At 60.9% G+C, this 12,874-nt stretch carries 11 protein-coding genes and 2 tRNA genes; 11 read left to right on the top strand and 2 right to left on the bottom strand.

Going from position 1 to position 12,874, the window contains the following annotated elements; genetic code table 11:
* Positions 1-70: 70 nt before the first annotated feature.
* Positions 71-1,477: an aminopeptidase gene (locus DW178_RS03815; protein WP_118349764.1), complete on the bottom strand. Its 1,407-nt coding sequence runs from the start codon at positions 1,475-1,477 to the stop codon at positions 71-73.
* 229 nt (positions 1,478-1,706) lie between these two features.
* Between DW178_RS03815 and DW178_RS03810 the strand changes: the two genes are divergently transcribed.
* The 3 genes from DW178_RS03810 (at position 1,707) to DW178_RS03800 (ending at position 8,286) form a co-directional block, all read left to right on the top strand.
* Positions 1,707-5,024, top strand: a complete 3,318-nt coding sequence (locus tag DW178_RS03810; protein WP_118349763.1) for an ABC transporter ATP-binding protein/permease — start codon at positions 1,707-1,709, stop codon at positions 5,022-5,024.
* 140 nt (positions 5,025-5,164) lie between these two features.
* Positions 5,165-6,571, top strand: coding sequence for a sodium-dependent transporter (locus DW178_RS03805; RefSeq protein ID WP_118349762.1), 1,407 nt, complete (start codon positions 5,165-5,167; stop codon positions 6,569-6,571).
* Between the two features lie 197 nt (positions 6,572-6,768).
* On the top strand, positions 6,769-8,286 hold the full coding sequence (locus tag DW178_RS03800) for an IMP dehydrogenase (RefSeq protein ID WP_118349761.1): 1,518 nt from the start codon (positions 6,769-6,771) through the stop codon (positions 8,284-8,286).
* A gap of 116 nt (positions 8,287-8,402) precedes the next feature.
* Here the strand turns inward: DW178_RS03800 and DW178_RS03795 are convergent, their stop codons facing one another.
* Positions 8,403-9,323, bottom strand: coding sequence for a LysR family transcriptional regulator (locus tag DW178_RS03795; RefSeq protein ID WP_118349760.1), 921 nt, complete (start codon positions 9,321-9,323; stop codon positions 8,403-8,405).
* A gap of 142 nt (positions 9,324-9,465) precedes the next feature.
* On the opposite strand from DW178_RS03795, the gene DW178_RS03790 reads away from it, so the two are divergent.
* The 8 genes from DW178_RS03790 to DW178_RS03755 all read left to right on the top strand — a co-directional run bounded on the left by DW178_RS03790 (position 9,466) and on the right by DW178_RS03755 (position 12,862).
* Positions 9,466-9,541: transfer RNA gene (locus DW178_RS03790), tRNA-Lys, on the top strand.
* Between the two features lie 37 nt (positions 9,542-9,578).
* Positions 9,579-9,652, top strand: a tRNA-Gln gene (locus tag DW178_RS03785).
* A 378-nt stretch (positions 9,653-10,030) separates the two neighbouring features.
* The gene (infA, locus tag DW178_RS03780) at positions 10,031-10,249 is read left to right on the top strand and encodes a translation initiation factor IF-1 (RefSeq protein WP_042436934.1); all 219 of its coding nucleotides are present in this window, start codon (positions 10,031-10,033) and stop codon (positions 10,247-10,249) included.
* Positions 10,250-10,349: 100 nt separating this feature from the next.
* Positions 10,350-10,463 (top strand): 50S ribosomal protein L36, encoded by a 114-nt coding sequence (rpmJ, locus tag DW178_RS03775; RefSeq protein WP_006363204.1) that lies wholly within the window; start codon positions 10,350-10,352, stop codon positions 10,461-10,463.
* 21 nt (positions 10,464-10,484) lie between these two features.
* Positions 10,485-10,853, top strand: a complete 369-nt coding sequence (gene rpsM, locus DW178_RS03770) for a 30S ribosomal protein S13 (RefSeq protein WP_042436929.1) — start codon at positions 10,485-10,487, stop codon at positions 10,851-10,853.
* A gap of 16 nt (positions 10,854-10,869) precedes the next feature.
* On the top strand, positions 10,870-11,268 hold the full coding sequence (gene rpsK / locus DW178_RS03765) for a 30S ribosomal protein S11 (RefSeq protein WP_042436927.1): 399 nt from the start codon (positions 10,870-10,872) through the stop codon (positions 11,266-11,268).
* A 19-nt stretch (positions 11,269-11,287) separates the two neighbouring features.
* Complete coding sequence (gene rpsD, locus DW178_RS03760) at positions 11,288-11,884, top strand: 30S ribosomal protein S4 (RefSeq protein WP_042436924.1); 597 nt, start codon at positions 11,288-11,290, stop codon at positions 11,882-11,884.
* Between the two features lie 27 nt (positions 11,885-11,911).
* Entirely contained in the window at positions 11,912-12,862 is a 951-nt protein-coding gene (locus DW178_RS03755) for a DNA-directed RNA polymerase subunit alpha (RefSeq protein ID WP_042436921.1), read from the top strand.
* Positions 12,863-12,874 lie beyond the last annotated feature (12 nt).

The following is a 12,874-nucleotide window of genomic DNA, read 5'->3' as shown; positions in this document are numbered from 1 at the left end:
TGCGCTTCTTGCTGTTTATCGACGGTTTTCCGAGGTTGCGTGCGGAAACGGCTTTCGCACCTACTGCCCGTTATGCGCGCAGGAACGCCTCGTATCCGCGTTCGGCCTCGTAGATGTCGGCTTTGCTGGTGGCCTCCCAGGGGCTGTGCATGGAGAGGACCGCCACGCCGGAGTCGATAACGTCCATGCCGTACTTGGCGGGGATGTACGCGATGGTCCCGCCGCCGCCGGCGTCGACCTTGCCCAGCTCGCAGGTTTGGAACTGCACGCCGGCGTCGTCCATGATCTTGCGGATGCGCGCCATGTACTCGGCGCGGGCATCGTTGCTGCCCGACTTGCCGCGAGCGCCCGTGTACTTGTTGAACACCAGGCCGTGACCCAGGTATGCGCTGTTCTTCGCCTCGAACACGCTGGCGTAGGCGGGGTCGAGGCCTGCGGAGACGTCGGAGGAGAGCATGGCGGATGCGGCCAGTGCACGGCGCAGCGGCAGCATGCCGCCCTCGCCGGCAAGCTCCATGATCTCGGCGATGGTGTTCTCGAAGAACTGCGAGGCCATGCCCGTGGCGCCCACGCTGCCGATCTCCTCCTTGTCCACGAGCACGCACACGGCGGCGCGGTCGAGCTCCTCGCCGGCGACGGCTAGCTGCGCTACCAGCGAGGTGTAGGCGCACACGCTGTCGTCCTGGCCGTAGCCCAGCACCATGCTGCGGTCGAAGCCCAGGTCGCGGGCGCGGCCGGCGGGCACAACCTCAAGCTCGGCGGACAGGAAATCCTCTTCCTCGATGCCGTATTTGTCGGCAAGCAGCTTCAGGGCGAAGGCCTTCACGGGGTCCTTCTGCTCCTTGGCCTCGCCATCCTCGTCGCGCACCACCAGCGGGCGGTTGCCGACCAGGATGTCAAGCGCCTCGCCTTCAACGACCTCGTTGGCCTTCTTGCCCATCTGCTGGTTCGCCAGGTGGATGAGCAGATCGGAGATGCAGAAAACGGGATCGTCGGCGTCCTCGCCGATCTTCACGTCCACCACGCTGCCGTCCTTCTTGGCGATCACGCCGTGCAGCGCCAGCGGGACGGTGACCCATTGATAGTGCTTGATGCCGCCGTAGTAATGGGTGTCCATGAAGGCCAGCTCGCTGGATTCGTACAGCGGGTTCTGCTTGACGTCCAGGCGCGGGCTGTCGATGTGCGCACCAAGGATGTTCATGCCGTCGGTCAGCGGGCGGGCGCCCAGCTGCACCAGGATGACGGCTTTGTTGCGCATGGTCGCCCACACCTTGTCGCCAGGAGCAAGCTTGCGGCCTGCGGAGATGGCGGTGTCCAGGCTTTCGTAGCCGGCGGCCTCGGCGCTGCGGATGGCTGCGGCGGAGAACTCGCGCTCGGTCTTGTTCTCGGAGATGAAGTCGATGTAGCCGGCGGCGAGCTGCTCGAGCTCGGCCAGCTGGTCCTCATCGTAGCGTTTCCACGCGGATTCGCGTTCCATATACGCTCCTTGCATTCGGGGATCGTTGCTCGCTGACGATAGTACGCCAACCGGGGCGGGCATGCTAGGCGGGGAAGGGGCGCAACGGGGAAAGCCAACAACTGCGCTGGCTGTGTTTGTGGTTTGCGGAGAAGGTAACGGATTCCACGCATTTCGCGAAAACGGGCAGATGGGGCGCGCGGCAGGGGGATAATCATAGCGATTGTCTTCAAATTCGAAAGGCGGCTGCATGCTGCAACTGATAAACGTGTGCAAGTCCTACACCACTGCGGACTTCACGCAAACCGCGCTCGATCACGTGTCAGTGGCCTTCCGCGACAACGAGTTCGTGGCAGTGCTGGGGCCTTCGGGCTCGGGCAAGACCACCATGCTCAACATCATCGGCGGCCTCGACCATTATGACGGCGGCAACCTGCTCATCGACGGTGTGTCCACAAGCGATTACAAGGACCGCGATTGGGACGCGTATCGCAACAACCGCATCGGCTTCGTGTTCCAGGCCTACAACCTTATCCCGCACCAGACCATCCTGGAAAACGTCGAGCTGGCCCTCACGCTTTCCGGTGTGTCCCGGGTCGAGCGCCGGCAGCGCGCTATCGAGGCGCTTGGCCGCGTGGGACTTGCCGAGCACGTGAGCAAAAAGCCCAGCCAGCTTTCCGGCGGTCAGATGCAGCGCGTTGCCATCGCCCGTGCGCTTATCAACGATCCCGAGATCTTGCTGGCCGACGAGCCCACGGGCGCGCTCGACTCTAAGACCAGTGTGCAGATCATGGACCTGCTCACCGAGATCGCCGACGACCGCCTGGTCATCATGGTTACGCATAACCCCGAGCTGGCGCAGCGCTACGCTACGCGTATCGTCACCTTGGCCGACGGCGTCATCCGTGACGATACCCGCCCGTTCGACCCGGCGGCCGAGAATGGCCCGCGCCGCGCCGCGAAGCAGGCTCGCCGCACCAGCATGTCGTTCCTCACGGCGCTCTCCCTGTCGTTTAAGAACCTGCTCACGAAGAAGGGCCGCACGCTCATGACGGCGTTTGCGGGCAGCATCGGCATCATCGGCATCGCCGCCATCTTGTCGCTGGCCAACGGCGTGAACAGCTACATCGCCAATGTGGAAGAGGAGACGCTTTCCGAATACCCGTTGCAGATCCAGGACCAAGGGTTCGACATGACCAGTATGATGGGGCTGGGTAGCGGTTCGGATGGCTCGTCGTCGGAGAAGGCCCAGGACGACGCATCCGATGACGATTCGGGTAAGCTCGTGCACGAGTCGAAGATGATCGCGAGCACCTTCGACAGCATCGGCAGCAACGACCTTGCGTCGTTGAAGAAATACCTTGACTCGGGCGAATCGGGCGTGGAGCCGTATGTGAGCTCCATCGAGTATGGCTACAGCGTCACGCCGCAGATCTTCAGCTCCGACACGTCGGGCGGCGCGCATCAGGTGAACCCGGACAAGTCGTTCGCCAGCATCGGCCTGGGCTCCTCCACGGCTTCGAACGGCATCATGTCGTCGATGATGAGCACCAACATCTTCTACAAGCTGCCCGACAACATGGGCATGGTCGAGGGCCAATACGACGTTATGGCAGGCCATTGGCCCGAAAACTACGACGAGATCGTGCTGGTGCTCACCCCGGGCGGCAGCGTGAGCGATTTCATGCTCTATTCCATGGGCCTGCGCGACCACGCCGAGCTCGAGAGCATGGTACGCGCCTTCGCCAACGAGGAAGCCGTCAATGCGCCGAGCGACAGTCTGTCGTTTTCCTACGACGACCTGATGGGCGTCACCTTCAAGCTGGTGAACGCCGCGGACTTCTACCAGCGCGATAACGAATACGGCGTGTGGAAGGACAAATCCGGCGACGACGCCTACATGAGGAACCTGGTGGACAACGGGGAAACGTTGAAGGTCGCGGGCGTCGTGAAGCCGAAGGAGGGCGCGAAGATCACCTCCCTGCAAACGGGGCTGTACTACCCCTCAAGCTTGGTGAACCACCTGATCGACCAGGCGGGGAACACCCAGATCGTGCAGGACCAGAAGGCGAACCCGGCGACGAACGTGATCACGGGCAAGTCGTTCGCCGATGAGGAAAGCGACCAGAAAAACGGCAACGCCTTCGATATGTCAAGCCTGTTCACCATCGACGGGCAGAAGCTGCAGAGCGCCTTCACGTTCGATCAGAGCGCGCTGGCCGCGGGGCTGCAGGGAGCCGATCTGGGCGCCAGCATGGATTTGTCGGGCATGAACCTGGACCTTTCCAGCTTGCCCGCCTTCGATGCGTCCTCCATCAGCATCGACCCGAGCGCCATCGACGTAAGCAAGCTGAACCTTGACTTCAGCGGGCTGGACATCAGCTTCGACGGCGTGCAGCCCACCATCAAAACCGATGCGCTCACCGCCGGCATCATGGACATCGTGAAGGGGTATCCCGCGTGGCTGGCGGCGCATCCGGAATATGCGGGCGGCGGTATCGATGCGGCTGTGGCGGCGTATCTGGCCGATCCAGCCACGCAGGCGGCGATGCAGCAGGTCATCGCTGGTTCCATCGACTTTAGCGGCATGTCGGGCCAGATCGAGCAGCAGCTGCGCGATCAGCTTTCGCAGCAGATCGGCCAGCAGATTCAGCAACAGCTGCTCCCAGCGTTGACGCAGGCCATCTCCTCGCAGCTGCAAACGCAGCTCGGCGCCGCTATGCAAACGTATATGCAAAGCGCCATGTCGCAGGTGATGACCCAGTTCGCAAGCGCGATGCAGCAGCAGGTGTCCGCCGCGATGAACTCGTATATGACCAGGCTTGCCGGCAACATGTCCAGCGCCATGGGCATCGACCAGTCCGCGTTCGCCGACGCCTTCCAGATGAACATGGACGAGAACGAGCTTGCCGAGCTCATGGCAAGCCTCATGTCCACCGAGCAGTCCAGCTACGACAATAACATGAAGAAGCTGGGCTGGGCCGATTACGCCAAACCTGCCAGTATCGACATCTATCCGAAGGATTTCCCCAGCAAGCAAAACGTCATCGACATCCTCGACAGCTACAACGACCGCATGGAGTCGAACGGCGAAGAGGGCAAGGTGGTCAGCTACACCGACATCGTGGGCGCGCTGATGAGCTCGGTCACCACCATTGTGAACATGATCAGCTACGTGCTGGTGGCGTTCGTGGCCATCTCGTTGGTGGTCAGCTCCATCATGATCGGGGTGATCACCTATATCAGCGTGCTCGAGCGCAAGAAGGAGATCGGCATTCTGCGCTCCATCGGCGCCAGCAAGGGCGACATCAGCCGCGTGTTCAACGCTGAGACCATCATCGTGGGCTTCACGGCCGGCGTCATCGGCATCGGGCTGACCGCGCTTGCCTGCATTCCCGCCAACGCCATCGTGTACTCGCTGTTCGACGTCCGCAATGTGGCCATCCTGCCCTGGCAGGCGGCGGTGGTGCTCGTGGGCATCAGCGTGCTCCTTACGTTCCTGGCGGGCCTGATCCCCTCAAGCGCCGCCAGCCGAAAGGACCCGGTCGAGGCCCTGCGGTCGGAATAGGACGACCGTGTTCGGTAACGTTTCTGGCGGTAGGCTCCGCTTTCCGCTACACTGCAAGGGTTGATTGTGAGCGCCCGGCGTATCGCTACGCCGGGCGTTTTTTGCGTTACGCGTGCCACGGCGCGCGGTTTGGAGGACGAATGGAACGCGAGAAGTTCGGAACCCGACTTGGGTTCATCCTGGTGAGCGCGGGTTGCGCCATCGGCCTGGGCAACGTGTGGCGATTCCCCTATATCACGGGCGAGTACGGCGGCGCGGCGTTCGTGATCATGTACCTGGTGTTCCTGGCCATCTTCGCGCTTCCGGCCCTCATCATGGAGTTCGCCGCCGGCCGCGCAAGCCAGCGCTCCATTGCGCGCAGCTACGACGTGCTTGAGCCGGCGGGCACGAAATGGCATGCGTTCAAGTGGCTGGCGCTTGCCGGCAACTACCTGCTCATGATGTTCTACACCACTGTGGGCGGCTGGATGCTCGCCTTCGTGGTGAAAAGCGCCTCGGGCGAGTTCGTGGGTTTGGAGAGCTCTCAGGTGGCAGACGTTTTCAACGGCATGCTGGCCGATCCGGTGCAGCTTGCCGTGTATATGCTCATCATCGTGGGCGTGGGCGTGGGCGTCACGCGCGCCGGCGTGCAGAAGGGCGTGGAGCGCGTGACGAAGGTCATGATGATGGCCTTGTTCGTAGTGCTTGTGGCCCTGTGCGTGCGCGCGGTCACGTTGCCGGGCGCGGCCGAGGGCTTGCGTTTCTACCTGATGCCCGATTTCGGCAAGATGTTCGCCGGCGCCACGCTGGCCGAGCAGCTGGCAACCTTTGGCGATGCCGTGTACGCCGCCATGGGTCAGGCCTTCTTCACCGTCTCGGTCGGCATGGGCGGCATGTCCATCTTCGGAAGCTATATCGGCAAGGACCACACGCTCACGGGCGAGGCGGTGCGCGTGGCCGGCCTCGATACGCTCGTAGCGCTGATGGCGGGCCTCGTCATCTTCCCGTCCTGCTTCGCGTTCGGCGTGGAGCCAGGTTCGGGTCCGGGCCTGGTGTTCATCACGCTGCCCAGCGTGTTCAACGAGATGCCGTTCGGCCAGCTGTGGGCCGTGCTGTTCTTCGTGTTCATGACGTTCGCCGCGCTGTCCACGGTCATCGCCGTGTTCGAGAACATCATGAGCTTCACCATGGACCAGTGGGGGACGCCGCGCAAGAAGGCGTGCCTGGTCAACGGCGTGCTGCTGGCGGTGCTCAGCATGCCGTGCGTCCTGGGCTTCAACGTGCTGGCGGGCTTCACGGTCCCGGGCATCGGCGACATCCAGGCCATCGAGGACTTCCTGGTGTCGAACAACATCCTGCCGTGGGGCGGCCTGCTGCTGGTGCTGTTCTGCACGCGCAAAAGCGGCTGGGGCTGGGAAGGCTTCCTGGCAGAGGCCGACACGGGCAGCGGCCTGAGGTTCCCGCGATGGGCGCGCGGCTACGTGACCTACGTCATTCCCGTGGGCATGCTCATCGTGTTCGCCATGGGTTATGCCCCCATCATCGCGAAATGGGCGGGTCTTGGCTGATAAGGCTTTGAAATCGCATATCGCACCTGGTAGGACCGCTGGGGAACCGGCGGTCCTTTTCGTTGCCCGAGGCGCTGTTCTCCGTGCGTTTCTCCACATTCTCCGCTATTTGCCGGCCCGCCCTCGCAATCGAGCCGTCGGCGTGACTATAATGGCTAGCAACGAAAATCCCGTTGCGAGAGAAGGAGCCGTCTCCCATGGCTTATTATTACGACGAGCCGTCACGTACGTTCAACGAGTATCTTCTGGTACCTGGTCATACGCCTGCTACGTGCGTTCCGGCGTCGGTGAGCCTGAAAACCCCGTTGGTCAAGTACCGCAAGGGCCAGGAAGAGTGCCCGCTTTCGCTCAACATCCCCATGGTCAGCGCCATCATGGCCGCCGTGTCCGACGACAACATGGCCGTCGCCCTGGCAACCGAGGGCGGTCTGAGCTTCATCTACGGCAACCAGACCATCGAGCAGGAAGCCGCCATGGTCGCCCGCGTGAAGAACTACAAGGCCGGTTTCGTCGAGTCCGACGCCAACCTTTCCCCCGACATGACGCTTAACCAGGTTGTTGCCCTGAAGGAGCAGACGGGTCATTCCACCATGCCCGTCACCGACGACGGCTCTGCTCACGGCAAGCTGCTCGGCGTCGTTACCGAGCGCGACTACCGCCTGTCCCGCATGACCGGCGAGGAGAAGGTCTCCGAGTTCATGACCCCGCTCGAGAAGCTGGTCACCGCTTCCGAGAACACCTCCCTCAAGGTCGCCAACGACATCATCTGGGACCACAAGCTGAATTCCCTGCCGCTGGTGGATGCCGAGGGCAATCTGGTCTACATGGTGTTCCGCAAGGACTACGACAGCCACAAGTCCAACCCCAACGAAATGCTGGACAGTCACAAGCGCTACATCGTGGGCGCGGGCATCAATTCCCGCGACTACGCCGAGCGCGTTCCCGCGCTGGTCGAGGCGGGCGCCGACGTGTTGTGCATCGACAGCTCCGAGGGCTATTCCGACTGGCAGAAGATGACCATCGAGTGGGTGCGCGAGCACTACGGCGACTCCGTGAAGATCGGCGCCGGCAACGTGGTCGACGGCGAGGGCTTCCGCTTCCTGGCAGAGGCTGGCGCCGACTTCGTGAAGATCGGCATCGGCGGCGGTTCTATCTGCATCACCCGCGAGACCAAGGGCATCGGCCGCGGCCAGGCCACGGCAACCATCGAGGTGGCCAAGGCCCGCGACGAGTACTTCAAGGAGACCGGCATCTACGTGCCCATCTGCTCCGATGGCGGCATCGTCTACGACCATCACATCTCCCTGGCGCTGGCCATGGGCGCCGACTTCGTCATGCTGGGCCGTTACTTCGCCCGCTTCGATGAGTCTCCGTCGGCCAAGGTCATGGTCAACGGCACCTACATGAAGGAATACTGGGGCGAGGGTTCGGCCCGTGCCCGCAACTGGGGCCGTTACGACCTGGGCGGCAAGAAGAGCCTGTCGTTCGAGGAAGGCGTCGACTCCTACGTGCCGTATGCCGGCCCGCTTAAGGACAACATCGCGGTCACGCTGCTGAAGATCAAGTCTACCATGTGCAACTGCGGTGCGCTCACTATCCCCGAGTTCCAGGATAAGGCCAAGCTCACCGTCATCAGCTCCACCTCCATCGTCGAGGGCGGCGCGCACGACGTCGTGCTCAAGGACAAGGCTCCTTACGCCTCCAACATGCGCTAAGCTCGTCGGTTAACTAAACGAAAGCCTCGCCCGGTTCGTGCCGGGCGAGGCTTTTTTGCTTGCGTGGCGTTTTGCGCACGCAGTTCTTGTGCAGGGCGAAGCTCGTGTATGGGCCGCTATCGCGCGGTCACGCCTTCGCTCTCCCCGATGATGCGATGCAGCTCCTCGATGTAACGGTCCAAAAGCTCGGAGGGCTTGCGTTCGTTGTGCATGATGTATCCAACGGTCATGCGCTCGTCGGTATCAAGCGGGATGCTGACGATGCCCGTATGCATTTCGCTCGAAAGCACGCCCGTGGAAAGCGTGTAGCCGTTGTAGCTGGTCAGCAGGTTGGAAAGCGTGCCGCGGTCGGAGATGCGGATGTTGCGCGAGTGCTCGACGTAGCTGAGCGGCTCCTCGGAGTAGTAGAACGAGTTCGCGGTTCCTTGCTCGAAGCTGTAGCGGGGCCATACGGTCAGCTCCTCGGGCCTGATGATGTCGCGTCCGGCCAGCGGGTGGTTCTCGCCCACGAAAACATGCACGCCCGCGTCGAACAGCGGGTAGAACGACACATCGGCGTCATCGAAGGCCTTCTGCATGACGCGTTGGTTGAAGGCATCTAGATACAGAATGCCCACTTCGCTGCGAAACGATCGCACGTCGTCGATGATCTCGGCGGTGGTGGTTTCCCGAAGGATGAAATCGAAGAAATCGCCCTCGCATTGCTCGACCACGTTCACGAAGGCCTCCACGCTGAAGGCGTAATGCTGGGTGGATACCGCCAGGCGCGCCTGGGGCTTTTCCTTATTGGCGTAGCGCGATTCCAGCATATTCGCCTGCTCGATGACCTGGCGTGCGTAGCCGAGCAGCTCGGTGCCGTCGTTGGTCAGCGTCACGCCGCGGTTGCTGCGCGTGAAGATGGAGATGCCGAGCTCCTGCTCAAGCTCCTTGATGGCCGTGGACAGGTTCGACTGCGACGCGTAAAGGTTCTGAGCGGCGGCGTTGATCGACCCGTATTCGGCAATGGCGATAAGGTAACGAAGCTGTTGAAGCGTCATGGTGCGTCCTTCGCGAAAGATAGCGTTGCAACGAATTGTAAGGCTCGGAGGTTGCAAATGCGGCGGCAAGATGAATTCACCATTTTCCCGTTGACCGTTTGGCAGGGCACCGGTAGAATGAAAAGCCGCGCATATGCGAAGTGGGCCTTTAGCTCAGTCGGTAGAGCAGGGGACTTTTAATCCCAAGGTCGTGGGTTCGATCCCCACAGGGCCCACCACTTTTTGCGCAGGGCCGCCATGGCGGTTTGAATGCACTGGGCCATCGTCCAACGGCAGGACTCTGGTTTTTGGTACCAGCTACCTAGGTTCGAATCCTAGTGGCCCAGCCATTTAACGTTTCAGCCTCCCGATCGGGAGGTTTTTTATTGCCCGAGAAAAGTCGGAACGCATGATTTCTTTTGCAATGCCCTTGACGCATCGCGGTAAAAGGGTATAGTTGCAAGAATCTGAACGCGAATCTCATCTCAATCATTCTCACGCGTTAAGCCGACAAGGCGGCTGCGCAATGCGCGAATACCTGGCGGCCTCGCCCAATCTCAGCGGCGAAGGCTGCGCGGCATCTAGACCGCACGCCTGACATGCAGGTATCGAAAAGCCACGAGCTCCTCTGGTCTTGTGCGCTTTATGTATTTTCCCTACACAACTCAATAAGTTTGGTATCATTCCGGATTGCTGCGAAAAGACGAGATTAGTTTGAAGGAGCACCGTTGACCAAGCAAGATGTTATCGAACTGGGTGGTAAGGTTCTCGAAGCCCTGCCGAACGCCATGTTCAAGGTGGAGCTGGAAAACGGCCACCAAATCCTGGCCCACATTTCCGGCAAGATGCGTATGCATTACATCAAGATCTTGCCCGGCGACAAGGTGACGGTCGAACTGTCCGTCTACGACTTGAACCGCGGGCGCATCACGTACCGTTTCAAGTAGTCTCAGCCCGCGCGCAAGCCGGCGCGCCAGTGTCCCCGAGAATAATCACCTGCGGCTGGGTGTGTACATATAGGACCGCATTAACCGAAAGGAAATTGAAATGAAGGTACGTCCTTCGGTCAAGAAAATGTGCGACAAGTGCAAGATCATTCGACGCCATGGCAAGGTCCTCGTTATCTGCGAGAACCCCCGTCATAAGCAGCGTCAAGGCTAGGAAGAAAGAGGAGATAAACCTATGGCACGTCTTGTTGGTGTCGACCTTCCTCGCGACAAGCGCATTGAAGTCGGCTTGACCTACATCTACGGCATTGGCCTGACCACGTCCAAGAAGATCTTGGCTGAGACGGGCATCAATCCGGACACGCGCACGAACGACCTCACCGAAGAGGATCTCGTCAAGCTGCGTGACTACATCCAGAACAACATCAAGGTGGAGGGCGACCTGCACCGCGAGGTGTCTCAGAACATCAAGCGCCTTATGGAAATCGGCTGCTACCGTGGCCTGCGTCATCGCAAGGGCCTGCCCGTTCGCGGTCAGCGCACCCACACGAATGCCCGTACCCGCAAGGGTCCCCGCAAGCAAATCGGCGGCAAGAAGAAGTAAGTAAGGGAGCTAAGAAGTGGCAACTAAGAAAAACGTGCGCACGCGCATCAAGCGCTCCGAGCGCAAGAACATTGCCGTTGGCGCTGCGCATATCAAGTCTACGTTCAACAACACCATCGTCAGCATCACCGATCCTCAGGGCAACGTGATCTCTTGGCAGTCCGCCGGTACCGTCGGCTTCAAGGGCTCCCGTAAGTCCACGCCGTTTGCCGCGCAGATGGCTGCTGAGGCTGCTGCCAAGACGGCTATGGAGCACGGCCTGAAGAAGGTCGCCGTGTACGTGAAGGGCCCCGGCTCTGGTCGCGAGACGGCTATCCGTTCGCTGCAGGCTACAGGTCTGGAAGTCGCTAGCATTCAGGACTGCACCCCCATTCCGCACAACGGCTGCCGCCCCAAGAAGCGTCGTCGCGTGTAACTGAAAGGATCTATTTACTATGGCTATCAATAGAACTCCGGTTCTTAAGCGCTGCCGCCAGCTGGGCCTGGATCCCGTCGTGCTGGGTTACAGCAGCTCCAAGACTTCCAAGCGCGAGCCCAAGCGTCGTCGTAAGGAATCCGAGTACGCGATGCAGCTTCGCGAGAAGCAGAAGGTCAAGTTCATCTACGGCGTGCTGGAGAAGCAGTTCCATGGCTACTTCAACAAGGCCAAGTCCATGCCGGGCATCACGGGTGACAACCTCATGATCATCCTGGAGTCCCGTCTGGACAGCGTGATCTTCCGTCTGGGCTTTGCCCGCACCCGTAAGGAAGCTCGTCAGATCGTGACCCACGGTCACATCACCGTCAACGGCCGCCGCGTGGACATCCCGTCCTACCGCGTCAAGGCCGGCGACAAGATCGCCGTTGCCGACAAGTCCAAGGAACTGCTGGTCATCAAGAGCGCTCTGGTTTCCAACGCCCGCTTCCAGGTTCCGGCTTGGCTTGAGGTTGACATCGAGAAGCTGCAGGGCAGCGTTCTGGCTCTTCCGACCCGCGATCAGATCGATCTCGACATCCGCGAACAGCTCATCGTCGAGCTCTACTCCAAGTAATCGCGCTAGTAAGGAGGCTTACCCAACATGACAGAGTTCATGAGGCCGACGGTAACAACGGAAGAAGTCAACGATACTGTTGCGCGTTTCATCGTGGAACCGCTGGAGCGTGGCTACGGCTATACGCTGGGTAACAGCATGCGTCGCGTTCTGCTGTCGTCTCTCGACGGCGCCAAGGCGACGGCCATCCAAATCGACGGTGTGCAGCACGAGTTCACCACGGCCGAAGGCGTTATCGAGGATATCACCGATATCGTCCTGAACGTCAAGGGCCTGGTCTTCTCGGCTCTCAATGACGACGTGGAAGAGGCCACGGCTCATGTTTCTGCCGAGGGTCCCTGCGTTGTGACCGGTGCGGACCTGCAGGTTCCCACCGAGTTCACGCTGATCAACCCCGAGCATGTCATCGCCACGGTTGCCGACGGCGGCCAGCTTGACATGACGGTGCGCATCGGTGTGGGCCGCGGTTACGTTTCCGCCGAGCGCAACAAGCGCACGGAGGATCCTATCGGCGTCATCCATGTCGACTCGCTGTTCTCCCCGGTTCGCCGTTGCACGATGAACGTGACCGACACCCGCGTGGGCCAGCGTACCGACTACGATAAGTTGGTTTTGGAGGTTGAGACGGACGGCTCCATCGAGCCTATCGATGCGGTCACCCGTGCTGCCAACATCATCAACCAGTACATGGGCGCGTTCCTCAGCCTGACCAGCACCCCCGAAGAGGAAGAGGGCGAAGTGCCGTCCATCTTCGCTCCGGAGGGTCAGGAGTCGAACGCCGAGCTGGACAAGCAGATCGAGGATCTGGACCTGTCCGTCCGCTCGTACAACTGCCTGAAGCGTGCCGGCATCCATTCGGTGCGCCAGCTGGTCGAGTTCTCCGAGAACGACCTGCTGAACATCAGGAACTTTGGTGCGAAGTCCATTGAGGAAGTGAAGGACAAGCTCATTTCCATGGACCTCAATTTGAAGCAATAGGAGAAACCTACC

The sequence above is a fragment of the Eggerthella sp. AM16-19 genome, from assembly GCF_003474385.1.
GTDB lineage: Bacteria > Actinomycetota > Coriobacteriia > Coriobacteriales > Eggerthellaceae > Senegalimassilia.
Note: the sequence above shows the minus strand (reverse complement) of the source record. Positions and strands in the feature narration are given on the sequence as shown.